This window comes from Mycobacterium sp. Aquia_213, assembly GCF_026625985.1.
Classification (GTDB): domain Bacteria; phylum Actinomycetota; class Actinomycetes; order Mycobacteriales; family Mycobacteriaceae; genus Mycobacterium.
Genome location: NZ_CP113116.1, coordinates 2,181,068 through 2,205,778, shown reverse-complemented (window position 1 = coordinate 2,205,778; position 24,711 = coordinate 2,181,068). Strand labels below are relative to the sequence as shown.

Here is a 24,711-nt window from a genome sequence, read left to right as displayed (position 1 = left end):
CGGCCAAACCCCGACCAACGACGAAAATGGCGACAACAGATTCGGCTTGTGGGGGTTACCAATGAAGGTCCTCGGCATCAAGTGCTCCAAGACGGGGCTGGGATGGGTTGTTCTAGAGGGCACCAACCGTAGTGACGCCGCGGTAGTTATTTGCGACCAGGCGACCGCGCCACCCAAAGCCGAGCGCGACGAGATCCTGGCATGGGGACGTAAGGAACTGTTGGAAGTTATTGAGAAGCACCATCCCGACACTGCGGCACTGCGAGCTACGGAGGGTCAGAACGGGAGCTTCGAACGAGCAGAGATGGACGGCGTCGTACAGGCCACGCTTCACAACTCAGATATCCCAGTCAGTCGCCTCAAGGCTGTCACGATTCGGTCAAAATACAAGGCGCGTAACAACGATGCCCTTGAAGCGGCCGTCTCAGAACTGCCCGCCGTCACTGACAAAACCACAAAGGCTCAGCGGGAACTACTCACCGTAGCCGCAGCCATCTTGCCGAGCTGAGCGCGGACCGTTGCCATACCAACAGCAAAAGTATCTCGGTGGAGGCCACTTCGGTAAAGTGTGGTTAGAACAGGACACCGGCCTAAAACGTCCTTGCGCCGCAAAGTATCTCGATGCCAGCTTCTTAGCTCCAGGCGCTGAAGCGTTTGCCGAAGCCCAAACTATGGTTGAGGCAAAACACGACAATGTCGTACTCATCTACTCAGCGGAGCTTGAGGGCGGTGAACCCGTCATCCGGATGGAATATCTGCCGGATGGAAGCGTAGAACGCAGATACGGTGGGGCTCCGGCACCCGTACTGCAAGTAGTCCGGATAATGGAGGATGCTTGCCGTGGCATCGAGCAACTGCACGTCCACGAAATTCTTCATCGCGATATAAAGCCTGGAAATCTTCTGCTAACGCCAACGGGCAGCGTAAAGGTGAGCGACTTCGGATTGTCGTGCCGGATCACAGACGTGAGCGGAGCGCCGCAGATCGCGTATCAACCTCACCTGCCGCCAGAAGCGGTACGCCAGGGAACCGGCATCACCACTCCTGCGGGGGATATCTATGCGGCTGGCGTCACTGCGTACCGACTCCTCAATGGAGACGATGCACTAAGCAAAATTGCTACGCCTGGACCGGACCCACTCCAACTGATCGTCAAAGGCAAGTATCCAGACAGAAGCTACTGGCTCCCGCACATCCACGATCAGTTACGAAAAGTCGTCAAGAAGGCGATGCATGTAGACCCAAGCCGGCGTTACGCCAACGCAAAGAAGTTCAGAAGCGCTCTGGAAAAAGTACGGCCACATGTCTCCTGGTGGCCCACGAGCCCGGCGACCGGCCTCGGCTGGGAAGGAATCGCCGCAGACGGCACGACATGGCGCGCCGCCGTTGAGCCGAAGCTAAGAACAGGCTACCGATTCACCGTCGAGCGTCGCCTGATCGGTAAATCCTGGCGGGGGAAACCTGCCGATGCACACGATACGGCGACAGAAGCCGAGGCTATCGAGCGCGCGCATGCCGTCCTAGGCCGAATAGCCGTGGACGGCCACTAATTCGCCTTCCGTCCAAACAGACTCACCACGTTGTGCGGTAGTTCAGTTTGCTCCGCCCAGACGGGTGCCTCCACTGGGTTGTTCGCCGGGCCCCATCCCCTTCGGGGACGTAGTCCCAAAGGGGATAGCGTCGGGGTAAAGTGCTGTGCCCCAGCCATTTCGGCACCTGCAAAGGAATCTCACTGGCACTTGGCGGATGTGCGTAGGGCGTGCGGCCGCCCCCCGGCGCACCGGCGGCACCGCCTTTCGTAGGTAGGCGGCTCTCTTGGTTGCTCTGTCGCCGCCACCGCGGTGTGCACTAGAGTCCTCCAACACGCATCGGTTTGGAACGGATGCGAAATGAAGGCGCCCTGGCGCAAGGCCGTCGCGTCAACGCGTCGGGTCGCATGGACGGGTTCGGTCACGGCAGTGCGGTCCCGCTCGCCAGTCCGGGCGTTTCCTCGTTGACCAGAACCCGATGAACGTTGATGCTAGGTTGCCATGCGTTGGTTAGCGCACTTCCGCCAGCTCTGGGAGCAGCCGCCGTGGGGCGGACGCGGTTTGCCGCGGACGAGGTTCGAGTCCTCGATGCTCCACGCAATCGAGGGAAATAAATTGCAGTTGGAGGCGCAATGGATCGCCACCACGCCTGTCCCCAAGCTTTCGTGGACTGAACCCCGGGTAAGCAGATATTTCGATGTGAAAGCTCATCCGAGCATGGTAACCCAGTTCGATATTCCCGAGCCATATCTCGTTGTGCCATACAGATTAAGGCCAACTGATGGATTCTATAGACTCTTCTCTAGAGATCTGGGGTTATTTGACAAGGAGATTGCCAGGCTACCGACCTCTCCGATGAATCTGGCCGGTGCCGCGGCCACCCTCAAATCGATATCTGGCGAACTCTTTCCTGGAGTTTTAGTCGCGCGGGTGAAAGCAACGATTCATTTGGAGATATCCGATTTAGAAAAAACTAACTTCGAAAATCTTTATACTCTGCGTCACCCTCGTAAAATCCCGCTGGTAGACCGAGCCCTGCGAATGGTTCATTATCTGGCCGAGGGCGATCAAGACAGTAGTTTCGAGAGCACTCGTTACCGTAGTCATTATTTTGGTCTTCAGTTCAAATTGGCCGCCGCTCCGAGCAAGTTTGAAAAATCGATACAGCAGGTCGCTACGCCAATAGTCGCGCTTCTAACTGGCACTCCCGATCCTCGCACTTTGGGCGATGAGGTGGTGACGGCCGTGGCCGCGGAAAGCGAAGCGATGAACAAAAAGTCCCGCGTAGAGTACTTGATTTTGAATCGACAGGGCGCACTGTATTTGTTACCCGAGGGAATCTACAAGGGACCCCACACCGACCGATTTAATCGGACTATGGACCTGGCGTGCTTGGCTATGTTTTCTGCAACATTTTTTCAGAACATTGCCCATGGCGGTCTAAATCCGGTTTATAATCAATTTATTGGCGAAAAGTTGGATCACTGGATAGAAGCCCCTAGATTGGTATTCAAATCGAGCGAATCCAATAAACTAACTTGGGAATCCCTATCGCATTCACTGGCACTCAAAGGCCACCTTGATCATTGGCTAGCATCGTTAAATTCAGATGAATTTCGCGAAGCGACAAATAGATACAGGGCAGCTCCGCCAGAATGGTGGTTGGACAGAGAGTTTCCACAGCTTCTCGAAACCCAATCCGAACCAGAAGATAGTAGCACCAAGTGCATAAAAGACAACTCGCTTCGGGAATTTATCATGGCTGACCGCCTTGAGTCGGTGCGCTGTCGCATAACCGGGAACTACCGAGCTTCGGTAGTGATGGCCGGTGTAGCCATCGAGGCTGTCCTCCTAGATGCAGTTATCCAATCCTCGACTTTGACCAGAGCGCAGGCGTTAAAACTCGGATTTAAAGCACTGATTGAGAGGGCATGTCCGGGGTTCGCCAATGATCCGCAAAATACGCAAAACGCGTCGCGTTTAATAAAACCCGATACTGCTCAACTTCTTGACGGAGTTTTTAGGAACTGGCGAAATTACGTGCACCCTGGCCTTGCTCTTCGATCGGGAGACGAGGTGAGGAAAGCTGCTGCAGATGCAGCTGTCGCTGCGCTCGATCTCCTTTTAGGGGAGTTAAGCTGATTCGACAAGGCTCCTATTGCTAAGACTGACCTCCGACGGAGCGCCCGCACATGGGCGTTACGCTGGCGTACTGACAACCCTTCGGGGCCCGAACCCGCGACCAACGGACTACGAGTTCGTAGCCAAAGACGCCGAAAATTAGGGGTAGTTTCGCGCCACGCTCGACGAACCGCCTTCGGTCGTTGTCAAAAATGCGCCTGCCAGACGCAATAACCTCCGCCTACGGCCGTGGCGGCAGCGCCGCTAGCCAGCCATCCGTGACCAGCTCGATGAGTTGCCCGTCCGGGTCCCGGATCATCGCCATCGCTTCCGACACTGCCGCATCGATGACCGAGCCCCCGAATTGCGGGACCTTCGTCAGTACAGCAGCGATATCGGACACCGACAACGAGATATGCGTCAGCCCCACCTCATCCATGGCGCGTACCGCGCCGGCGTGCACCTCGCGCTTCGAGTAGTCGATTAACTCCAGCACAAAGCCATCCCGTACCAAGTACGTCGCATGCACCCCCAACGGCTCGGGAAGCTGCACCACCTGGGCGGTCAGATTGTCCGGCGGTTCGAGTTCCCACCAGAACTGAAAGCCGAGCACTTCCTCGTAGAACCGGCGGGATCGCTCGCGATCCGCAACACACAAGCCGACGTGGTTGAAAACCGTTCGGTAATCAGTCATTACAACCTCTATAGCCTCGGCGGAGTCGCACGCGTAATAATTGCAAAGATAGCGTAATAGATAGCCACCGCCGCTAAGCAGACACCCGGAGGGCTTTCGATGACGACACGCCCCGGCATCGCGCACGACGCGATCGTCGACTTCGACCACCACTCCGACGCTTTCAATCTCAACCAACAGACGGTCAACGCCGAGGTACGGCAACGATGCCCCGTCGCCTGGAACACGAACTATGACGGATTTTGGTACCTCAGCAGCTACGACGCGGTCAGCCAAACCGCCCGCGACGACGCCACGTTTTCGCACAAATACGAACCCGACGCCGACAATGGCGTGAACTACCAAGGTGAGATGGGCGTCCCTCGCCCCGAGGGCCAGCCGGCACTCGGCATCGGCGAGGTCGACGGCGACTACCACCTGGCCCTACGACACGCGCTGGCCCCGTTCTTCTCCCCCGGCGCCGTCGACAAACTCAAGCCGTTCATGGAGGAAAAGGCCCACGAGTTCCTCGACCAGCACATCGAAAACGGAGCGATGGACCTCGTCCTCGACTACGCCAGCCCGGTCCCGGCCATCCTCACCATGAAGCTGATGGGCCTGCCCCTCGACAACTGGCACCTCTACGCCACCCTCTTTCACAATGTCATGGCCGTGCCGCAAGACAGCCCCGAATACGCCGACGCCATCGGCAAAGTCCCGGCCATGATGGAGGAAGTCCTCGAGCACGCGGCCGCACGACGGGCCGACAAGAAAGAAGACCTGACCAGCTTCCTGATCCAATTCGAATTCGGCGGACAGCACCTAACAGACGAACAACTCCTCAACATCCTTTGGAACCTGATCGCCGGCGGCGTCGACACCACCACCTCCCAAACCGCGCTAACCCTAAGGCATCTCGGCACCCACCCCGACCTACGGCAACAGCTCATCCAAAAACCCGCGCTGTACCGCACCGCCACCGACGAATTCCTGCGCTACTTCTCGGTCAACCGGTCGCTGAGCCGCACGGTCACCAGAGACGTCGAGCTCAACGGCCAACATCTCAAGAAAAACGACAAACTCATCATCAGCTGGGTCTCCGCAAACCACGACCAAAAAGAATTCGAGCGACCCGACGAAGTCATCCTCGATCGAACACCCAACCGCCACTTAGCCTTTGGGCTGGGCCCCCACAGATGCATTGGCTCCCATCTCGCAAGATTAATGTCCGAGGTGATGGTCAAGGCCGTCCTCGACCGCATCCCTGACTACGAAGTGGACATCGACAACGCCCACCAATACCTGGGGAATCCGAGCATGACGGGGCTGAGCAAACTGCCGGTCACCTTCACCCCCGGAGCCAAGCGAAACTAGACCACCGCCAGCACCGGCCAGCGACCGCGCACACCCCGCAGTTCGTGGGTCCCGCGGCTGTCGAATGCGATCCTCGACCCGAGCACCAGCGGCGGAACCACGCCGGACACGAATACCTCGCCCGGCCCCGCCATCGCCATGATGCGCGCCGCAACGTGAACCGCGATCCCGTGTACGTCGCCGTCGGCGACCTCCACCTCGCCGGTATGCAGGCCGGCGCGGATATCGAGGCCGAGGCCTTGCACCGAGTCTCGAATCGCGCACGCGCAGTTGATAGCTCGCGCCGGACCGTCGAAGGTCGCGAGCACGCCATCGCCGGTGAACTTGACCACCTCACCCCGCGCGCCGACGACATGCCTTTTCACGATCTCGTCGTGCGCGTCGAGGGCGGCTGCCCACGCGTTGTCGCCTACAGCCGCGGCGCGTTCGGTCGAGCCGACGATGTCGGTGAACAACACCGTCGACAGCACCCGGTTGGTCTGCGCGGCGGCTCGCCCGCCGGTGACGAACGATTCGATCTCGTCGAGCACCCGATCGGCGTCGCCGGCGAACCAGACGTCGTCCTCCCCGTCCAGCTCCACCAGCCGCGCCTGCGGGATGCGCTCGGCGAGGTAGCGACCATGACCGCCGATCACATGCCGGTCACCGACGCGGTGCAGCAGCAGCGTCGGCGCCTGGATGCTCTCCACCGCGGGCCGAACATCGGTGCGCAGGAAGAGATCGAAGATCTCCTTGAAGTAGCCGGGGCCGCCGGACAACCGCTCACCGCGCGACCACCAGCGCCGCTTGCCGGCATCGCGAGCAAAACTGGGCCCTAAGTTATCCGCCACCCCACCCCTTCCGACGGTGTCGCCGAACGAGTCGACATACCGGCTGAAGGTCGGTTCGGGCATCCCGTGCGGATAGTCGTCGGCGCGCAGAAAGCGCGGGTACGCACTGCACAACACCAGCGACCGCACCCGATGCGGATGACTCGCGGCCAGCAGCATGACCGGAAGCGCCGACTCGGACATTCCGAAGACGGTCGCGCACTCGCTGCCGACGGCGTCCAGCACCGCGACGAGCCCATCCGTCCACGCCTGCATCGCCGGACGGTCGTTGATCGGCACCGCATCCGAACTACCCACCCCGAGCAGGTCGGTCATGATCAATCTGCTGAACGACGCCAGCCGACGCAGGTGCCCGGCGACAGTCGGCTCCTCCCAGAGCAAGTCGATCGGGAACGTGCCGGTCGGGACGAATAACAGATCCGGACCGTTGTCGGACACGACCTGATAAGCGAGATGAGCGTCGCCGTCTCGCGCATAGACCGTTTCGGGCACGGCCGCCATGCAAGAAGCATGCCACCGTCCCCCGCCACGTCACTTGACCAGCGGTCAAAGCAGGTCCAGTGTCGGAAACATGAGCATCGATGACGACCCCGTCACGACGCTGGACGACCTCAAGAACGACCTGGCCGGCCGGCACAAATGGACGCCGAGCAGCGGCGCCTCCATCGACCCCGCGCTGGTCGACGCCGACATGGCGACCCTCGACCGCGACGGCTACCTCATCTGGGAAAACCTGCTCAGCGCCGACGAATGTCAGCAGATTCGCGACGTCGTAACGCCCTGGCTCGGACATACCGGACGCAACGCCTTTGAAGGACGGCGCACCCAGCGCATCTACAGCGTGCTGAGCCGAACGCGCGCATGCGACCGGCTCGTCGATCATCCGCGGGTGCTGGCGGTGCTCGATCGGCTGCTGATGCCCAACTACCTGCTATCGGCGTTGCAGGCCATCAACATTCAGCCGGGCGAGTCACCGCAGTTGCCCCATCACGACGACGGGTTCTACCCGATCCCGCGGCCCCGGCCGCCGCTGGCCGCCGCGACGATCTGGGCGATCGACGACTTCACGCCCGACAACGGCTCGACCGTGCTGTTCCCCGGCAGCCACCGCTGGCCCGCCCGGCCACCCGGGCCCGACGACACGTCCATACCCGTCGTCATGCCCGCCGGCTCGTGCGTCTTCTTCGTCGGAACGCTGTGGCACGGCGGCGGCGCCAACACCACCGACCAAGCGCGGCTTGCCGTCACCGCCCAGTACTGCCAGCCATGGCTGCGGCCGATGGAGTCGTTCACCCTCTCGATCCCGCGCGACGTCGCCCGCGATGTCTCCGAGGACATTCAGCGCATGATCGGCTACAGCATCCATCCGCCGTTCGTCGGCGCGGTCGACGGCTTGCACCCCTTGCGACTGCTAGAAAATCCGTAATGAGCGACATCACGGCGCGACTCGCGGACATCGTTGGGAGCCACAACCTCCTAGCGGGCGACGCCATCCCCGACGACTACTGGCACGACGAGGAATTGAACCATCCGCCGCAGCGGCCGGCGTACGTCGCGAAACCCGCCACCGCCGAAGAGGTTGCGCAGCTGCTGAAAGTGGCCAGCGAGCACCAGGTTCCGGTAACGGCCCGTGGGTCTGGGACGGGCTTGTCGGGTGCGGCGCTGCCGCGCGAGGACGGGCTGGTCATCTCGTTTGAACACATGAATAAAGTCCTCGAGGTCGACACCACCAATCAGGTCGCCGTCGTCCAACCGGGTGTGACGCTGATCGAGCTCGACGCCGCGACCGCTTCAGACGGCCTGCGCTACATGGTGCAACCCGGCGAACTGTCGTCCAGCGTCGGCGGCAATGTCGGGACCAACGCCGGCGGCATGCGGGCCGTCAAATACGGCATCGCCCGCCACAACGTGCTCGGGCTGCAGGCCGTGCTGCCGACCGGTGAAATCATCCGCACCGGAGGCAAGATCGCCAAGGTGTCCACCGGCTACGACCTGACCCAGCTCATCGTCGGCTCCGAAGGCACCCTGGCGCTGGCCACCGAGGTGATCGTCAAGCTGCATCCGCGCCTTGACCACAGCGCCACCGTGCTCGCCCCGTTTGCCGATTTCGACCAAGTCATGGAGGCGGTGCCACAGGTCATCGCCAGCGGCCTGGGGCCCTACATCCTGGAATACATCGACAACCTGACGATGGCCGCGCTGGTCCACACCCAAAACCTCGAACTCGGTATCCCCGACAAGATCCGTGACAGTTGTCAGGCGTATCTCGTTGTGGGACTTGAGAACCGGACCGCGGACCGATTGGACGAGGATGTCGAGCGGGCCGGCGAACTGCTCGCCGAGCTGGGCGCCGCCGATGCCTATGTGCTGGAAGGCGGTTCGGCACGCAAGCTGATCGAGGCGCGCGAGAACGCGTTCTGGACGCTGAAGGCGATCGGCGCCGACGACCTGATCGACACCGTGGTGCCGCGCGGCGCCATGCCGAAGTTCCTGGAGGCGGTACGCGGTCTCGCGACGGCGGCCGGCGGCGGCGCGGCGGGCTGCGGTCATGCCGGCGACGGCAATGTGCACCTGGCCATCTTTTGCCAGGACCCCGACACCCGCAAGAAGCTCCTGACCGACATCTTCGCGCTGGCAATGGAATTGGGCGGCGCGATCTCGGGCGAACACGGCCTCGGCCGCGCCAAGGCCCCGTACTGGCGCGAGCTCGAAGACCCGGTCAAGGTCGACCTGCTGCACCGGATCAAACAGAGCTTCGACCCGGCCGGGATTCTGAACCCCGATGTTGTCTTTGCTGCAGAACACGACTGACCCGCGCGGACACCGCATCACTAATTCGGATGCGTTTTTTAATCGCCATCACCCCAGCAGTTCTGGTATAGCCGAGAGCCCACCTCGTAACGACCCGAAGACGTTTCGGCGAAATTGCTAAAAGGGCCACGATAGAGATCACGTTGGCCCGCGCTGTGCCTTATCCTGCATCGGACAACCGAATCCGACAGGGCAGGAGAAATGTTCTCACTGACACGACGCCGAACTGTGGTGACCGTGTTGGCGACTGTCGGTCTGCTCGTGTATGGCGTGTTGTTGTTCACCCGAAGTGGCGCTTCGGATCGAGCGCTCACCGCCCCGGTCGGGCTCTGGATTCTGAGCGTGTTTTCCAACGGCTGCGCTGTCGTCGCCGCCCGGGCGTCCCGGGGTCGCCAGCGGCTCGCGTGGACCGTGCTGAGTATCGGGCTGGCCGGCTGGACGGCCGGCCAAGCGGTGTGGTGGTACGTCAGTCTTGGCGGCCTTCCGCCGATGGCCGAGATCTCGGCGGCCAACCTGGGCTACGTGGTGTTGCCCCTCTGCGCGTTTGCCACCGCCGTGACCATCCCCAGCCGCGACGACTCCCGATTCGGGATTGGCCTGCTGCTCGACGGCCTCCTCGTCGCCGCCTCGTTGTTGATCGTGCTGGCCATTCTGGTGCTGGGGCACTTCGGCCAGCCATCACAAATAGTCAGCCTCCCGACGATGATGTTGGCCACCGCCACCGCCGTGTACGTCGGGCTTGTCGTCATGTCGTTCATCACCGTGCGCAAAGCAGAGCCCGGTCGCCGACTCTCGCCGACCCTGATGACGATTGGATGGATCGTCATCGCGGTGGCCGGGTTAGTGCGCGTCTACGAAGACCATCCCGAACAGGTGCCCGGCAATCTCGTCATTTTCGGGTGGGCCACCGGAATCTACTTCGTTGCCCTGTCCGGAATTTCGTCTCGACCCGGACCGGACCTCGACCTCGGTTTTTCTCAGCCGCTGTCCAGAACGTCGCTGTGGCTGCCGTATGGGCCGGTGCTGTTGGCGATCGCCGTCGGTGCGGTGCACTTTTGGCCTACCGGCCGCGGCGAGGCGTTCATCTTCTCGGTCTGCGTGTTGCTGTTCGTCACCACGGTGGCGCGCCACTTGTTACTGCTCGACCGGAAACAACATCTGGCCGCCGCGCTGTCCGATGCCGCCCTGCGGGACCCGTTGACCGGGTTGGCGAATCAGCGCCTATTCGACGATCGGCTGGCGCACGCGGCTCGATTGCACATTCATCACGCCGTGCCGGTCAGCGTAATTGCACTCAATATCAGTGACTTCAAGATGGTTAATGACACGCTCGGATATGCCGTCGGCGACGAGCTACTCCGCAGCGTCGCCGTGCGAATCCAACGGAATGTCCGCCCCGTCGACACGGTCGCGCGGATGAACGGCGACGAATTCGCCGTCCTGGTCGAAGACCGCCCCGAGGCCGCGGCACAAGTTGCCAGGAAACTCGTCTATGCCTTCGACGAGCCTCTCGAACTCGAGAATCACCGGCTGCACGTACACCTCAACATTGGCGTTGCCACGGCTGGATTGGAACGTGGCTCGGCCATGATGCCGGGCGAGCTTCTCGAGCAAGCCTGCGCGGCCCGGAGTTGGGCCCAACAGTCGAGCTCGACCGATGTGCAAACGTTCACCCCCGGCATGCACGCTCGGCTCGAAAAACAGCCGACACACGACGTCGGCATGGCCCGTCTGCAACTGCTGGGTGAACTGCGACGTGCCATCGATGATCGCCTGCTGACGCTGCTCTACCAGCCGAAATTCGACATGATCACCGGCTCCGTCTGTGGCGCCGAGGCGCTGGTGCGATGGCAGCACCCCGAACTCGGCACGCTGGAGCCCAGCGAGTTTCTACCGTTGGTCCGCGACCACGGGCTGATGGACGCCGTCACCGATCTCGTGCTGTCACGGGCGGTCGCTGACGCGTCGGCGTGGTACGCGGCCGGCGCTGACATCCCCGTGGCGATCAACTTGTGGGCACCCTCGCTCGACGAAGACGCCCTGCCCGACCGCATCATGTCCGTGCTCGACGCACGCGGCATGTCCGCCAGCTCGCTCACGATCGAGATCACCGAGGACCTGTTGGTCGCCGACCTCGCGAAGGCCCGCACGGTGCTGAATCGCCTGCGCGAGTCCGGCATCCGGGTGGCGATCGACGACTTCGGCAGCGGTTACGCCTCGCTCACGTATCTGCGCGAACTGCCCATCGACGACGTCAAACTCGACCGCCTCTTCATCGCGCCGATTCTGCACGACGAGCGCGCCGCCACGATTGCCCGAACGGTGATCGAGTTGACGACCACGTTTGGCATCGCCACGGTCGCCGAGGGAGTCGGAGACGCCGAAACCGCCCTGCGGCTCAAGGAATACGGGTGCGACGCCGTGCAAGGCAACTTCTTCTGTCCCCCGGTGCCGGCCTCCGAGATTCCGCTTGTCCCCCAGAACGCCACGCTCGCGACTCAGTAGGAACGCCAAGGCATAGGGTTGCGCCGTGCACATTGACGTGATGACGGTTCCGCAACCGCTGACTCAGATCGGCGGCGTGGCGCAGCGCGCCGAGGCCGCGGGTTTCTCTGGCCTGCTGTTCACCGAGACCGGCCGCACGGCCTACCTCAACGCCGCCGTGGCCTCGCAAGCCGCACCCGGACTCGAGTTATCCACCGGCGTCGCGGTCGCCTTCCCGCGCAGTCCTTTCGTCACCGCCGCCGAGGCCTGGGAGCTGCAGGAGGCGACCGACGGCAAGTTCCGGCTGGGACTGGGCACGCAGGTGCGCACGCACGTCGTGCGCCGTTACGGTGTTGCGTTCGAACGCCCCGGCCCCCGGCTGCGCGACTACGTGCTGGCGGTGAAGGCCTGCTTCTCGGCGTTTCGCACCGGAAAGCTGGACCACCACGGCGAGTTCTACAACCTCGACTTCATCACGCCGCAGTGGAGCGCCGGCCCGATCGACGCGCCCGATCCCAAAGTCGATGTCGCGGCGGTCAATCCGTGGATGCTGCGGATGGCCGGCGAAGTTGCCGACGGCGTACACGTCCACCCGCTCGGCGAACTGGGCTATCTCAAACGTCATGTGCTGCCGAACATCGCCGCCGGCGCGGAGAAGGCCGGGCGCTCGCCGTCGGAGGTCGCGATCATCATCCCGGCGATGACGATCGTCGGCGACAGCGACGAAGAGCGCGACTCGCAACGCGAGACGGTGCGCACCAGCATGGCCTTCTACGGCAGCACCCCCAACTACGCGTTCATCTGGGACGAGGCCGGTTTCGAGGGCACGACGGCCCGCATCCGCGAAAAGCAGAAGGCCGGCGACTTCGCGGGCATGGCGGCCCAGATCACCGACGAGCACATCGCGGCGTTCGCCACCGAGTCGACATGGGACGGCCTGGCCGACGCGCTGACCCAGAAGTACGGCGGAATCGCCACGCGCGTAGCCCTTTACAACGCCCTGGGCGACGACGAGCGCTTCCAGCGGTATGGAGAGGTCGCGCGCCAGCTGCGTAAGTAGCAGGCCGCCGCGATGCGCCCGTAGCACCCTGCCGCGAATTGTCGCTCAGAGGCGGGCACAACGTGTGCCTACCCCTGCGGTCACATGCCGAAGTGCGTGCCCTGCACCGCCGCAACCGCCTCCGGTGGTCCACTCACACAGCGCGAGGCGCTCTTGTGTGTCCAGCGAAACATCGGCGGAGCCTAGGGGCGCGTCACTCGCGTCTGCCGGCAAGCCGGTCGACGTCGATGACTTCACCGCGATTGATGCTGACCCAATCACGACCATCGAGGTACGGGCGCAGACTCTGACCAATCAGCTCGGCATCGGCGGCCGACTTGGGCCGCTGAAGTTCGTAGACATGCGGCAACTCGGCCATCCCGATCACGACGTCCCACAGTTTCAGCGCCGCCGGCCCGGTCGGCGGATCGACCAACACCGGGCCGAACAGGCATTGCCCGTCGATGAACAGCGTCGGGACACCGTAGCCACCCGCATCCACCACCCGCTGATGCTCGGCACGGACGTCGTCGTGGGTGGTCGGGTCGTCGAGTGCCGCATCGAGAATTGCGCCGTCGACGCCGATGTCGCCCAACAACTTTCGCGCCACCGCCGGCTCGTGCGGTTTGCCGCCGAGCGTGTGCAATTCGTGGCCGATCGCGGCATACCACCGGTCGAGCAACGACATGTCGGTTCGACGCAGCAGTGCGCCGATCCGCATCAACGACCAGCCGTAGGACCAGTCTCGCTCCCACGGATGCTTCTTGCCGTCGACCCGGTTGATCTCTTCCAGGCTGAAGAACCGCCAGTTGACGGTGATGCCCAGTTGTTCGCGGACGTCACGGATCCACGCCGAGGTCTGAAAGGCGAAGGGGCACATCGGGTCGAAGTGGAAATCCACGACGGTGTTCATCCCACCCAGCATTCTCCGACCAGCCGGGTCTGCACAACTACTTCGGACGCACTCCCGCGGCGCGATACACGAACACCGGGTCTACCGGAAACCGCAGCGAGGTGGTGGGCAGTCGATCCAGCACCTCGTCGGGGATCTGCCTCTTGTAATGCAGTTTCATCGAGCCGCTGAAGGCGTGGTCCACGCCGCGCAGGTCGATGTCGATCAGCAGACCCTTCTTGGTGATCGTCGCGGCGGCCGGGCCCCGGCCAACATCCCACGCGCAATCGATGGACCGCAGATTGGTATCCCCCCGCGTGGGGAAGGTGGCGACGACCCGCGCGGCACTGAACGCGAACGCGCCCTTATAGCGCGAGACACCGGAGGCCGAAAAGACACCCGGGACATGCCCACTGAAATGCCGCACGACGCCGACCCGGTGGGCCAGGAAGATGAGCCCCTCGGCCTCGAGCTCGTCGTGCAGCTCGGTGGGCACATTGGTCAACTGCGACAAGTTACGAAGAAAGCCAAGCACAGCCAGACGGTAGCTGAGGCGCCGCTCGTCTGTCGTCGTTTTACTGCACGGTCACGATCGCCGTGTACTGGCATACCGGCGTGGAGTTCTTGCCCACGAAGCTGGAGTAATAGGTGGAAATCGTCGTTGTCCCCGGCTTCAGCGCCGTGAACAACCACACCTCGTTGCCGGGCGCCCCCAACGCGTCGGTGCTCGCGTGCACGTACTGGTGACTGGTTTGCTCGATGATCGACGTGTCGCCGATCTTCGTGTCGGCCTGCCACCGGTACGGGGTGCTGTAATTCGAGCCCAACTGCAGTTTGAGCGTGTTCCCCACCGTCAGACTGATGTTCTCGGTGATGTTGTTCTGCTTCAGCACCTGTTCCATCGGAACCGCGAGGGCCTTGGCCGTCGGCGGGTTTCTGCTCTCGAAGTGGCAACCCACCAACATCGACGAGACGAGTATCGCGACGGTCACGAGGATCCTGATCTTCACGAAAGTCATCTCCTCCATTATGGCTGGGCGCAGAATGTTCCCGTTCGGCCATCCGGACCGGAGGATTGTGATGATCACCATGTTGGCAGCGAGACTGCTGCTCGCAGGAGTCTTTGCCGTTGCTGCGCTGGCCAAGCCGGCAGATCGCGGCGCTGGTGCTGCTGAACCTCGCCCGCATCCGTAGCTCGGCGTTTTTGGCCGCATGTTTGCTGTGGGTCGGGTAGCTTCTGTGCATGTTCGGCATCATTCGGCCCTGTCGTCATCGACTCGGCAGCGAGCTCGCAGCAGCCTGGACCGCCCAATTGTGCGGATTGTGTCTGACCCTGCGTGACGACTACGGCCAGTCCGCGCGAATAGCCACCAACTACGACGGCCTCGTGGTCTCGCTTCTGGTCGAGGCGCAGTCACCCGAGCAGCCCACCCGCCGCAAGGCCGGGCCCTGCCCGGGGCGTGGCATGCGGCGCGCCGACGTGGCCACCGGCGACTGCGCGCGACTGGCCGCCGTCGTGTCGCTGGCCCTGGCCGCCGCGCGGGTCCGCGATCACGTCGACGACCACGACGGCATGGTCGGAACAGCCGGTGTGCGACCGGCCGCGCGCCGGATCGCCGAGCGCTGGGTGCGCCAGGGCGCCGACACCGGTCACACCCTGGGATTCGACACCGGTGTACTCGTCGCCGCGATGGACCGCCAGGCCGAACTCGAGGCGGCGGCCGGACCGGGCAGCTCGCTGCTGCTGGTGACCGAGCCGACCGAGACCGCGGTCGCCGAAGCGTTCGCCTACACCGCGGTGCTGGCCGGGCGCCCGGGCAATCAGGCGCCGCTGCGCGAGATCGGTCAGCTGTTCGGGCGGGTGGCACACCTGCTCGACGCGGTCGAGGACTACGACGACGACCTGGCCCGCGGCAAGTGGAACCCGTTGGCCGCCACCGAAACTCCGATGGACCAGGCCCGCGTCCTGTGTGACGACGCCGCGCTGGGCATCGAGCTGGCCCTGGCCGAAGTGGAGTTCACCGACGGCCGGCTGGCTCAGCGGTTGTTGACCCGCGAGGTGCGTCGCGCGATCTCCCGCACCTTCAGCCGGTCCGGCCATCCCACCTGCAGCGGCACCCCGCACGGCCAGCAGGAACCGATCAACTTCGGCAACCAGCCCGTCGGCGCCGGCTACCCGATGGGTGAAAACCCTGAGGGCGAAACACCCGACCCCGGCACGAAGGGCAAAGGCGGCCGCGGCAGCGGCAGCTGCATCTGCTGCTGCGATGGCTGCGACTGCTGCTGCGATTGTGGAGACTGCTGCGACTGCTCATAGGGCAGCTCATCGAAGTCGTTGCGCCATTACGTCTTTGTGACGTGTTTCGGCCCGCGCGGCCAGACACCGTCTCGTACGGCAGGATGGGCACGTGTTTGGGCTCGAAGTCATCGTTGCGCTCGTGTCGGCCGTCATCGTCGGAACGGTGCTGGGCCGGCGCTATCGCGTGGGCCCGCCGGTGCTGCTCATTTTTCTCGGCACGCTGCTGGGCCTGATTCCCGCCTTCGGCCACATCCACATCAACGGCGAGGTCGTGCTGCTGCTCTTCCTGCCCGCAATCCTTTACTGGGAGGGCCTGGGCACCAGCATTCGCGAGCTGCGCGCAAACCTGCGCATCGTCATCTTCCTGAGCGTCATCCTGGTGATCGTCACCGCGGTCGCGGTGTCGTGGACGGCGCGAGCGCTGGGCATGGAATCCCACACCGCGGCGGTCCTGGGTGCGGTACTTTCCCCCACCGACGCCGCCGCGGTGGCCGGCCTGGCGAAACGGTTGCCCCGCCGCACGCTCACCGTGCTGCGCGCCGAGAGCCTCATCAACGACGGGACCGCGCTGGTCCTGTTCTTCGTGACCGTCCACGTCGCGGTCGGTGGCGCCGAGATCACCCCGCCCGACCTTGCCCTCCGGTTTGTCGGCTCCTACCTCGGCGGCATCGCCGCCGGACTGCTGGTCGGCGGCTTGGTGACCCTGGCGCGCAAACGGATCGATGCACCGCAAGAGGAAGGGGCCATGAGCCTGCTGACGCCGTTCGCGGCGTTCCTGCTCGCCCAGGCGCTGGATTGCAGCGGCGTGGTCGCGGTCCTGGTTTCGGCTTTGGTGCTCGCATACTCGGGGCCGGTGGTGATCCGGGCTCGCTCCCGGCTGCTTGCCTGGGGATTCTGGGACATGGCGACGTTCCTGATCAACGGCACGCTGTGGGTGTTTGTCGGCGTCCAGATCCCGGGCGCGATACGTGGCATCTCCAATGTCGACGGCGGACTTCGCCACGCCGTATTCCTTGCGCTCGCGGTCACCGGCGTGGTCGTCGTGTCCCGGATCTTCTGGGGCGAAATCACCACGGCGTTGCTACGCCTGATCGACCGCCGCGAGGTGCAGCGCGAGCGTCGGGTGCCCTGGCGTCAGCGCTTCGTTACCGCCTGGGCTGGATTTCGCGGCGCCGTGTCGCTTGCCGCAGCGATCGCCGTCCCCACGACGACGCTGAGCGGCGCGCCGTTCCCTGACCGCAGCCTGCTCATCTTCGTCGTTGTCTTCGTCATTCTGGTGACGGTCCTGGTCCAGGGAACCTCGCTGCCCGCCGTCGTTCGATGGGCTCGAATGCCCGAAGATGTCGCTTACGCCGAGGAATTGCAACTAGCCCGCTGTCGAGGTGTTCAAGCCGCCCTCGAAGCCTTGCCCGTGGTGGCGGGCGAACTCGGTGCCAGCCCAAAGATGTTGGCTCGCCTGCAAAAAGAATACGAAGAGCACGCCGCGCTCGTCGCGGAGAACGGCGACGGTTCGACCAACGACTTGGCAGAGCGCGACGACCTGGTCCGACGGGTGCGTCTCGGGGTGCTGCAGCACAAGCGCCGGGCCATCACCACGCTCCGCAATCAAAGGGTCATCGACGACCTCGTGCTGCGCGAATTGCAGTCGGAGATGGACCTCGAAGAGGTGCAGCTGCTCGACCCCGCCGACAACTGACAACGCGTCAGACGTTGACCGTACAGTCGGCGACATGTTGCAGACGGTCGCGATCCGCGGGTACCGCTCGCTGCGCGAGATCATCCTGCCGCTGGGCCGGCTGTCGATCATCACCGGGGCCAATGGCGCGGGAAAGTCGTCGGTATACCGTGCGCTGCGGCTGTTGGCGGATTGCGGCCGCGGCGAGGTCATCGGCTCGCTGGCCCGCGAGGGCGGGCTGCAATCGGTGCTGTGGGCCGGGCCCGAGCAACTGGGTGGTGCGCGGCGCACGAAGAAGACCGAGGGCACGGTCCGCACCCGACCCGTATCACTCGAAATGGGCTTTGCTGCAGATGATTTCGGCTATCTCGTCGACCTGGGCCTCCCGCAGTCGGCGGGCAAGTCCGTCTTTGCCCGTGATCCCGAGATCAAACGGGAGTTGTTGTTCGCCGGGCCGGTGCTACGGCCGAGCGCGACACTGGTGCGCCGGTCACGGGTGTACGCCGAAGCCGCCAACTCGGACACCGGTTTTGACGAACTCTCCCGCTCGCTGCCGTTGTACCGCAGCGTGCTTGCCGAGTATGCGAACCCGCACGCGCTTCCCGAACTCGCGGCCGTACGCGAGCGGCTGCGCGGGTGGCGGTTCTACGACGGCTTTCGGGTCGACGGCGGGGCGCCGGCCCGGCACCCCCAGGTGGGCACTCGGACCCCGGTGCTCTCCGACGACGGCAGCGACCTGGCCGCGGCGATTCAAACGATCCTCGAGTCGGGGTCCGACGAGTTAAGTCGTGTCGTCGCAGACGCATTCGACGGCGCGACGATCTCGGTCGCCATTCACGACGGATTGTTCGACCTTCAGCTGCGTCAGCGCGGCATGCTGCGCCCATTGCGCTCGGCCGAATTATCCGACGGCACAATACGATTCCTGCTGTGGGCGGCCGCACTGTTGAGCCCCGAAGCGCCATCGCTGATGGTGCTCAACGAGCCGGAGACCTCGCTGCATCCCGACCTGGTGCGCCCGCTTGCCTCGCTGATCCGCGCCGCGGCCGGGCAGACTCAAGTGGTGGTCGTGACGCACTCTCGCTCACTGCTGGAACAGGCCGAGGGAGCAGATGTGATCGAACTGTATAAGGACTGGGGCGAAACCCGTATCACCGGCCAGGATTTGCTGAGCACGCCGCGCTGGGACTGGGGCAACCGCTGAGTGTGCATCCATGCCGACCTAGCCGCACACTCAAAGCCCTGAACGCACACTGGTCTTCGAAGAACGGCATTACCACCGCTTATCAGCGGAATTCATGGACTGTTAAGGCACACGACAGGTCTGCATCGTTGAGTGCACACAACCGCCACGTGTCCTCAGCTTATGCGCGTTGTACAGGTCGCCAACTTCTACGGCCCGCGGTCCGGCGGCCTTCGTACCGCGGTGGATCGATTGGGCGCGGAATACAGCGCCAACGGCCACGAGGTGTTTCTGATCGTTCCCGGTCCGCGCGCAGAACGTACCCTGCTGCCGACGGGTGTGGTCCGAATCACTATGCCCGCCTGGTTGATTCCCTTCACCGGTGGTTACCGCGCGGTGATGCCGGGTCCGGTCAAGGCACTGCTGGAAGCGCTGCAACCCGACGCCCTGGAAGTTTCGGACCGGCTCACGCTGAGATCGCTGGGGCGGTGGGGCCGCGAACACGGCGCCACGACGGTGATGATTTCGCATGAGCGTCTGGATCGCCTTGCCGGACAAATACTTCCGCCTCGTCCGGCGCGCAGCCTCGCCGACTTCGCCAACGGCCGTACCGCCGCCGACTACGACACCGTGGTCTGCACCACTGGATTCGCGCGCGAAGAATTCGACCGTATCGGCGCAAGGAACGTCGTCACCGTGCCGCTGGGCGTGGACTTGAAGACCTTCCACCCGAGTCGACACTCTCCCCTGGTCCGCCGGCAATGGGCCACGCCACAGCAGCTGCTGCTGGTGCACTGCGGCCGGTTGTCGGTGGAGAAGAGGGTGGACCGCAGCATCGACGCGCTGGCCGCGTTATGCGATTTCGGCGTCGACGCCCGACTGGTCGTGATGGGCGAGGGGCCGATGCGGGCCAAGTTGCAGCGCCAGGCCACCGGGCTGCCGATCGACTTCACCGGGTTCGTCAGTAGCCGGGACACCGTCGCCGGGCTGCTGGCCTCGGCAGACGTCACCCTGGCGCCGGGGCCGCACGAGACTTTCGGGTTGGCCGCACTCGAATCGCTGGCATGCGGGACGCCGGCCGTGGTCTCCCGCACTTCGGCGCTCACCGAGATCATCACCCCGGACAGTGGCGCATCGGCCGACAACCACCCCGAGGCCATTGCCAGGGCGGTCGGCACGGTCATCAGCCTGCCCGAATATCACCGCCGGACCTCCGCGCGGCGGCGTGCGGAGAACTTCACCTGGCAGCGGGCGGCGGCCGGCATGCTCGCCACGTTGGGACCCGTGATCGGCGGGCCGGACGAAGCCGCCTAAAAGTCGGACGCACCCCATGAGCCCGGCGGGTAGGGCGGGACGTGGCCGACCAACGCGCCATCGGTGAGACTGCACAGGGTGTCGGTAATGGTTCCCGCGTTCGCCGACACCGTCGGCGGGCTCCCGGGTACGACCCGGGCCACCACCGCTTGCCAGAAGTAGCCCGCGCCGCCGTGCTCATACCAGACGAACCAGTCGGCGCCTCGGTTGCCAGCACGGATCAGACGCCGGAACGGCAACGTCGGATCGTTCACCGAATCTGTCGCGTTGAACGGCGCGCCGATATCGGCGATCGGCGGCAAGAGCTTCACCAGCTCCGGTGGCAATTGCGACAGGTTGTGCACTTCCGTCACGGGTGTCGCCAGCGTGCACTGGGTATTTGGCATCGCATTGGCCGGTATCGCCGTCACGACAGCGAGTGCGAGGCCCGCCGCGAGTGCTACCCGATAGACGTTGCCCATATCGGCTCCTATCGATGCTCGGTGATGACCCGGACCCTACGCCGTTGTTTGCTGAGCCGAGACACTTTTCATCCGGGGGCTAGTCTCGTGGCAGATAACGAGGAGGTGGACCGTGGAAGCGCGCGACCGGGTGCTGATCACCGCCACGGAGCTGGCCGACCTGATCGAGGCCGGCGATCCGCTGACCATATTGGATGTCCGTTGGCGACTCGACGAGCCCGACGGGCGAGCGACCTACCTGGAGGGCCACCTCCCCGGTGCGGTCTATGTGTCACTCGACGACGAACTCAGCGATCACACCGTTTCCGGACGCGGGCGTCACCCATTGCCCTCGGGACACAGCCTTGAGGCCACCGCCCGCCGCTGGGGTATCCGGCAGGATTCGTCGGTCGTGGTCTATGACGACTGGAATCGAGCGGGTTCGGCGCGGGCGTGGTGGGTGTTGACCGCGGCCGGGCTCGCGAATGTCCGCATCCTGGACGGCGGACTGGGCGCGTGGCGCGCGGCCGGGCGAAGCCTCGAGACGGGCCCGGTCACCCCGGCGGCGGGGAATGTGGTTGTGCCCCATGATGATTTGTATGCCGGCGCTCGACCCACCCTGACGGCCGAACAAGCCGGCGCGGGCGCCGTGACGCTGCTCGATGCACGCGCACCGGAACGCTATCGCGGTGACACCGAACCCGTCGACGCGGTCGCGGGTCACATCCCCGGAGCGCGGAACCTGCCAAGCGGCTCGGTGCTGGCGGCCGACGGCACCTTTCTCGGCGACTACGCGCTCGCCCAGCAGCTGTCCGACCGCGGCATCGACCGCGCCGGCCCGTTGGGCGCCTACTGCGGCTCGGGCGTGACCGCCGCCATCGCGGTCGCGGCGCTCGCCGCGATGGGCTGCGAGGCGGCGCTGTATCCGGGCTCGTGGTCGGAGTGGTCTTCGGATCCGAGCCACCCCGTCGCCCGCGGCACCGAATAGCCAGCCCATTCAGGCGCCGGGCCAGCGCTGCAGAAACGCGGCCGTCACTCGCGCGGCGTTGACCGCGGCGACCCCCTTGTAGACGAAGAACTGAAACGGGAAGCCCGGCAAGCGAAGTGGATCACCCGGTCCGTCCGACATTCCGCGGATGCCGAGGAACGGCACGCCATGCGCATCCGCAACGGCCTGCGCCGCGGCGGTCTCGCTGTCCGTCGCATCGAAGGCCGGGTCCGCCGCCGACACCACCTTCGCATTGCTGATCAGGCCGTGCCTCAGCCACGGCCACGCCGCCCGAAAGAAGTTGCCGGTGTAGAAGAATGAGCGATCGGGTGCGGTTCGGGGTTGGCAGCCGAACACCCCGCCGCCGTGCGGGATACCTGGGAACGCCTGCCCGTTGTTGTTGTCGTAGCTGCAGCCGTCGCCACCGACCAGCAGCATCGGCTCGCGTCGCATCCGTTTGGCGCTTTCCAGTGCGACGGAAAGGGTCTCGGCAGCACTCAACATGCCGGCATCGACCGGACGAAATGTCGTGCCGTTGTCCAGCGTCCAGCGCGCCGGTATCGCGACATCGGCGATGCCGGTCCGCGCCGCACCGCCCGCCACACCCGAAAACACCACAGCGCCAACAGCACTGGAGAAGCGGGTCAACGCGGTCTCGGTGGTATCGGTGGCGTTGACCAAGCCGATGCCGGTCATCGCCACGATGACCTTCTTGCCGCGGATCGAGCCGAGATAGAAATGCCGACCGTCGGCGACCACCACCGGGTCGAGGTCGAGCGTGGTGTGGGCCAGCACCGCCTCGGCCTCGACGGGAAAGGCCGTCAGGACCAGCGTGCGCTGTCCGGATGAATCCACCGTCACGTTGGGCACTTTCTCGGGTTCCGCGGCGTCACATCAGTATCGTCCTTTTCCCGACGAATGACATCGCCATTGGTCGTGACAGGCAGTATCACCAGAAGTTAGTCTCAGGGCGCAACTAAGGAGTAAGCCCATGCTCGAAGTGATCGACAGAGCACCCCAACGCGAGTCTGGCAAACCGCCTTTGCTTTTCGTGCACGGCGCCTGGCACGGAGCCTGGTGCTGGGACGAATATTTCTTGGACTTCTTCGCCGAAAAGGGCTATCGAACACTGGCATTGAGCCTTCGCGGCCATGGAAACAGCACCGCACCGAAGTCCATGCGGTTGTGTTCAATAGCGGATTTCGTTGCCGACGTCGATTCGGTGGCGCGAACCCTTCCCGAACCGCCGGTCGTGGTGGGCCACTCGCTGGGTGGGTTTGTGGTGCAAAAGTACCTGGAATCACACGATGCTCCGGCCGCGGTGTTGTTGGCCTCCGCACCCCCGACCGGGATTGCCGGCTTCCTGGCGCGCAGGTTCAAACGGCACCCGTGGCATACCGCAGCGGCGTTGGCCAGAACCAGGTCATTGCGTGGCGTCGGCGGGACGCCCGAGTTGGCCCGCGAAACCTTCTTCTCGGCCGCGACTCCCCACGCCGACGTGGCCCGTTACACCTCGCTGTTGTGCGAAGAATATGCGCTGAGAATCGCGGTCGACCTGTTGTGGCTGAACCTGGCCAAACCTCAGCTCGTCACCGCCCCGCTCCTGGTTCTCGGGGCCGAGGACGACGTGTGTTTCACGCAGAAGGAAGTCCGTTCAACCGCAGCGGCATACCGCACCGAGGCGGAATTCTTCCCCGGCATGAGCCATGACGTGATGCTCGATCCCGGCTGGATCGCCGTGGCCGAAAGAATTCATTCCTGGCTGGAAACGATTGCCGTGCAACGTAAATCAACCGGTGGTGCAGGGCAGCCGTTTGATGCCGTGGAAGAACGACGAGCGTAGCCGGTCGGGTGGGCCGGTGACCGTCAGGCCCGGCACGTTCGGGTAGAGCTCCTCGAGCATGACGTGCAGTTCCAGACGGGCGAGCTGAGCGCCGAGACAGAAGTGCACTCCCCCGCCACCGAATGCGGCATGACCGGCATCCGGTCGGGTGACGTCGAACTCGTCGGCTCGATCGAACACCTCCTCGTCGCGATTGGCCGACAAGTAGTGCAGCAACACCCAATCGCCGGCGGGGATCTGCTGCCCACGGATTTCGACGTCGCGGGTGACGGTGCGACGAAAATGCATCACCGGTGTGGCCCAGCGCAGTAGTTCCTCCACTGCCGGTTTGACGGCTTCTCGATCGCCGGCGAGCAGGGCCTGCTGCTCGGGGTGTTCGGATAGCGCCAACACCCCGTGGCTCAGGGTATTGCGAGTGGTTTCGTTGCCGGCGATCGCCAGCAGCAGGAAGAACTCGTTCAGCTGGTCGCGGTTGAGCTTCTCGCCGTCGACCTCGGCGGCCAGCAATGCCGACAAGATGTCGTCGGTGAGCCCGTGCTTGCGTCGGTGTGCCACCAATTCCGCACAGTAGGAGAACATTTCGGTGGCTGCCTGGCCAAGGGCTTCCGGCGTCGGAGCATAGTCGGGGTCTTCGATGCCCAGGCTTCCGATCGCGTTACTCCACCGGAAGACCTCCATCCGGTCTTCGGCGGGAACGCCGAGCACGTCGGCGATCACCTGCAACGACATCTCCGCGGAAATGTCTGTCACGGCGTCGAATTCGCCCTTGGCCGTGATGTCGGCGACGATGTCGCGGGCGACTTTGCGCATCTGCGGTTCCAGCCGCTGCACATTGCGGACCGTGAAGCCCTGGTTGATCAGCTTGCGGTAGAGGACGTGCCGGGGCGGGTCGATGCCGGGCAGCAGTGCCGAATTCGGTGCCGCCTCGACCTCGACCAGGGTGTTGCCCTTGCTGCTGGTGAAGGTGTCGGTGTCGCGGCTGACCAGCCGCACGTCGGCGTGCTTCGTCAGCAGCCACGCCCTGGGCAGCCCCGGCAGCTGCACCGGGTGCACCGGTGAACCGGCCCGCAACCGGGTCAGCGCCTCGAACGGAGCGCCGCCGACATAGGTGTCGGGGTCGAGCACCGCCGCCGCATCGCGATCGAAAGAAGTCTGCTGGTTCTCGATGACCAGCGATCCCAACACATTCGGCTTTGGAATGCTCATCGTCTTACTC

22 protein-coding genes are annotated in these 24,711 nt (G+C 64.1%); 14 read left to right on the top strand and 8 right to left on the bottom strand.

The window, feature by feature from the left end:
- Positions 1-61: 61 nt before the first annotated feature.
- The 3 genes from LMQ14_RS10295 to LMQ14_RS10285 all read left to right on the top strand — a co-directional run bounded on the left by LMQ14_RS10295 (position 62) and on the right by LMQ14_RS10285 (position 3,671).
- Positions 62-508 (top strand): hypothetical protein, encoded by a 447-nt coding sequence (locus LMQ14_RS10295; RefSeq protein ID WP_267734640.1) that lies wholly within the window; start codon positions 62-64, stop codon positions 506-508.
- 58 nt (positions 509-566) lie between these two features.
- Positions 567-1,550 (top strand): serine/threonine-protein kinase, encoded by a 984-nt coding sequence (locus LMQ14_RS10290; RefSeq protein ID WP_267734639.1) that lies wholly within the window; start codon positions 567-569, stop codon positions 1,548-1,550.
- A 567-nt stretch (positions 1,551-2,117) separates the two neighbouring features.
- Positions 2,118-3,671: a hypothetical protein gene (locus tag LMQ14_RS10285; protein ID WP_267734638.1), complete on the top strand. Its 1,554-nt coding sequence runs from the start codon at positions 2,118-2,120 to the stop codon at positions 3,669-3,671.
- Positions 3,672-3,891: 220 nt separating this feature from the next.
- Here LMQ14_RS10285 and LMQ14_RS10280 read toward each other — a convergent pair whose 3' ends face one another.
- A complete protein-coding gene (locus tag LMQ14_RS10280; RefSeq protein WP_267734637.1) occupies positions 3,892-4,344 on the bottom strand; it encodes a VOC family protein in 453 nt (150 codons plus the stop codon).
- A 99-nt stretch (positions 4,345-4,443) separates the two neighbouring features.
- Between LMQ14_RS10280 and LMQ14_RS10275 the strand changes: the two genes are divergently transcribed.
- Complete coding sequence (locus tag LMQ14_RS10275) at positions 4,444-5,697, top strand: cytochrome P450 (RefSeq protein ID WP_267734636.1); 1,254 nt, start codon at positions 4,444-4,446, stop codon at positions 5,695-5,697.
- Here the strand turns inward: LMQ14_RS10275 and LMQ14_RS10270 are convergent.
- Positions 5,694-7,028, bottom strand: a complete 1,335-nt coding sequence (locus tag LMQ14_RS10270; protein ID WP_267734635.1) for an adenylate/guanylate cyclase domain-containing protein — start codon at positions 7,026-7,028, stop codon at positions 5,694-5,696. The genes LMQ14_RS10275 and LMQ14_RS10270 overlap by 4 nt on opposite strands.
- A gap of 70 nt (positions 7,029-7,098) precedes the next feature.
- On the opposite strand from LMQ14_RS10270, the gene LMQ14_RS10265 reads away from it, so the two are divergent.
- The 4 genes from LMQ14_RS10265 (at position 7,099) to LMQ14_RS10250 (ending at position 12,882) form a co-directional block, all read left to right on the top strand.
- On the top strand, positions 7,099-7,953 hold the full coding sequence (locus LMQ14_RS10265; RefSeq protein WP_267734634.1) for a phytanoyl-CoA dioxygenase family protein: 855 nt from the start codon (positions 7,099-7,101) through the stop codon (positions 7,951-7,953).
- Entirely contained in the window at positions 7,953-9,338 is a 1,386-nt protein-coding gene (locus LMQ14_RS10260) for an FAD-binding oxidoreductase (RefSeq protein ID WP_267734633.1), read from the top strand. Before LMQ14_RS10265 ends, LMQ14_RS10260 begins: the two co-directional genes overlap by 1 nt.
- Positions 9,339-9,575: 237 nt before the next feature.
- Positions 9,576-11,843: a putative bifunctional diguanylate cyclase/phosphodiesterase gene (locus tag LMQ14_RS10255; protein WP_267734632.1), complete on the top strand. Its 2,268-nt coding sequence runs from the start codon at positions 9,576-9,578 to the stop codon at positions 11,841-11,843.
- A gap of 25 nt (positions 11,844-11,868) precedes the next feature.
- The gene (locus LMQ14_RS10250) at positions 11,869-12,882 is read left to right on the top strand and encodes a TIGR03617 family F420-dependent LLM class oxidoreductase (RefSeq protein WP_267734631.1); all 1,014 of its coding nucleotides are present in this window, start codon (positions 11,869-11,871) and stop codon (positions 12,880-12,882) included.
- Between the two features lie 193 nt (positions 12,883-13,075).
- Here the strand turns inward: LMQ14_RS10250 and LMQ14_RS10245 are convergent, their stop codons facing one another.
- Genes LMQ14_RS10245 through LMQ14_RS10235 form a run of 3 tightly spaced genes read right to left on the bottom strand, consistent with a single transcriptional unit; the run spans position 13,076 to position 14,763 of the window.
- Entirely contained in the window at positions 13,076-13,774 is a 699-nt protein-coding gene (locus LMQ14_RS10245; RefSeq protein WP_267734630.1) for a DsbA family protein, read from the bottom strand.
- A 37-nt stretch (positions 13,775-13,811) separates the two neighbouring features.
- Complete coding sequence (locus tag LMQ14_RS10240) at positions 13,812-14,288, bottom strand: hypothetical protein (protein WP_267734629.1); 477 nt, start codon at positions 14,286-14,288, stop codon at positions 13,812-13,814.
- 40 nt (positions 14,289-14,328) lie between these two features.
- The gene (locus LMQ14_RS10235) at positions 14,329-14,763 is read right to left on the bottom strand and encodes a protease inhibitor I42 family protein (protein WP_267735438.1); all 435 of its coding nucleotides are present in this window, start codon (positions 14,761-14,763) and stop codon (positions 14,329-14,331) included.
- 233 nt (positions 14,764-14,996) lie between these two features.
- On the opposite strand from LMQ14_RS10235, the gene LMQ14_RS10230 reads away from it, so the two are divergent.
- The 4 genes from LMQ14_RS10230 (at position 14,997) to LMQ14_RS10215 (ending at position 20,224) form a co-directional block, all read left to right on the top strand.
- Complete coding sequence (locus LMQ14_RS10230) at positions 14,997-16,070, top strand: DUF5685 family protein (RefSeq protein WP_267734628.1); 1,074 nt, start codon at positions 14,997-14,999, stop codon at positions 16,068-16,070.
- A 91-nt stretch (positions 16,071-16,161) separates the two neighbouring features.
- Complete coding sequence (locus LMQ14_RS10225) at positions 16,162-17,748, top strand: Na+/H+ antiporter (RefSeq protein ID WP_267734627.1); 1,587 nt, start codon at positions 16,162-16,164, stop codon at positions 17,746-17,748.
- Positions 17,749-17,782: 34 nt separating this feature from the next.
- Positions 17,783-18,931, top strand: coding sequence for an AAA family ATPase (locus LMQ14_RS10220; protein WP_267734626.1), 1,149 nt, complete (start codon positions 17,783-17,785; stop codon positions 18,929-18,931).
- A 162-nt stretch (positions 18,932-19,093) separates the two neighbouring features.
- On the top strand, positions 19,094-20,224 hold the full coding sequence (locus tag LMQ14_RS10215) for a glycosyltransferase (RefSeq protein WP_267734624.1): 1,131 nt from the start codon (positions 19,094-19,096) through the stop codon (positions 20,222-20,224).
- Here LMQ14_RS10215 and LMQ14_RS10210 read toward each other — a convergent pair.
- Positions 20,221-20,685 carry a hypothetical protein gene (locus tag LMQ14_RS10210; RefSeq protein WP_267734622.1) on the bottom strand — a complete coding sequence of 155 codons (465 nt, stop codon included), beginning with the start codon at positions 20,683-20,685 and terminating at the stop codon, positions 20,221-20,223. The two genes, LMQ14_RS10215 and LMQ14_RS10210, sit on opposite strands and share 4 nt — an antisense overlap.
- Before the next feature lie 112 nt (positions 20,686-20,797).
- Between LMQ14_RS10210 and LMQ14_RS10205 the strand changes: the two genes are divergently transcribed.
- Positions 20,798-21,652: a sulfurtransferase gene (locus LMQ14_RS10205; protein ID WP_267734621.1), complete on the top strand. Its 855-nt coding sequence runs from the start codon at positions 20,798-20,800 to the stop codon at positions 21,650-21,652.
- A gap of 9 nt (positions 21,653-21,661) precedes the next feature.
- Here the strand turns inward: LMQ14_RS10205 and LMQ14_RS10200 are convergent, their stop codons facing one another.
- The gene (locus tag LMQ14_RS10200; RefSeq protein ID WP_267734620.1) at positions 21,662-22,513 is read right to left on the bottom strand and encodes a hypothetical protein; all 852 of its coding nucleotides are present in this window, start codon (positions 22,511-22,513) and stop codon (positions 21,662-21,664) included.
- A 130-nt stretch (positions 22,514-22,643) separates the two neighbouring features.
- On the opposite strand from LMQ14_RS10200, the gene LMQ14_RS10195 reads away from it, so the two are divergent.
- The gene (locus LMQ14_RS10195; protein ID WP_267734619.1) at positions 22,644-23,495 is read left to right on the top strand and encodes an alpha/beta hydrolase; all 852 of its coding nucleotides are present in this window, start codon (positions 22,644-22,646) and stop codon (positions 23,493-23,495) included.
- Here LMQ14_RS10195 and LMQ14_RS10190 read toward each other — a convergent pair.
- Positions 23,442-24,701 carry a cytochrome P450 gene (locus tag LMQ14_RS10190; protein ID WP_267734618.1) on the bottom strand — a complete coding sequence of 420 codons (1,260 nt, stop codon included), beginning with the start codon at positions 24,699-24,701 and terminating at the stop codon, positions 23,442-23,444. The genes LMQ14_RS10195 and LMQ14_RS10190 overlap by 54 nt on opposite strands.
- Between the last annotated feature and the right edge of the window lie 10 nt (positions 24,702-24,711).

Coding starts and splice junctions, on each gene's coding strand:
- LMQ14_RS10280 (WP_267734637.1), bottom strand. CDS start 4,344: ATGACTGATTACCGAACGGTTTTCAACCACGTCGGCTTGTGTGTTGCG.
- LMQ14_RS10285 (WP_267734638.1), top strand. CDS start 2,118: ATGCTCCACGCAATCGAGGGAAATAAATTGCAGTTGGAGGCGCAATGG.
- LMQ14_RS10220 (WP_267734626.1), top strand. CDS start 17,783: ATGTTGCAGACGGTCGCGATCCGCGGGTACCGCTCGCTGCGCGAGATC.
- LMQ14_RS10195 (WP_267734619.1), top strand. CDS start 22,644: ATGCTCGAAGTGATCGACAGAGCACCCCAACGCGAGTCTGGCAAACCG.
- LMQ14_RS10210 (WP_267734622.1), bottom strand. CDS start 20,685: ATGGGCAACGTCTATCGGGTAGCACTCGCGGCGGGCCTCGCACTCGCT.
- LMQ14_RS10260 (WP_267734633.1), top strand. CDS start 7,953: ATGAGCGACATCACGGCGCGACTCGCGGACATCGTTGGGAGCCACAAC.
- LMQ14_RS10270 (WP_267734635.1), bottom strand. CDS start 7,028: ATGGCGGCCGTGCCCGAAACGGTCTATGCGCGAGACGGCGACGCTCAT.
- LMQ14_RS10215 (WP_267734624.1), top strand. CDS start 19,094: ATGCGCGTTGTACAGGTCGCCAACTTCTACGGCCCGCGGTCCGGCGGC.
- LMQ14_RS10230 (WP_267734628.1), top strand. CDS start 14,997: ATGTTCGGCATCATTCGGCCCTGTCGTCATCGACTCGGCAGCGAGCTC.
- LMQ14_RS10190 (WP_267734618.1), bottom strand. CDS start 24,701: ATGAGCATTCCAAAGCCGAATGTGTTGGGATCGCTGGTCATCGAGAAC.
- LMQ14_RS10265 (WP_267734634.1), top strand. CDS start 7,099: ATGAGCATCGATGACGACCCCGTCACGACGCTGGACGACCTCAAGAAC.
- LMQ14_RS10245 (WP_267734630.1), bottom strand. CDS start 13,774: ATGAACACCGTCGTGGATTTCCACTTCGACCCGATGTGCCCCTTCGCC.
- LMQ14_RS10275 (WP_267734636.1), top strand. CDS start 4,444: ATGACGACACGCCCCGGCATCGCGCACGACGCGATCGTCGACTTCGAC.
- LMQ14_RS10295 (WP_267734640.1), top strand. CDS start 62: ATGAAGGTCCTCGGCATCAAGTGCTCCAAGACGGGGCTGGGATGGGTT.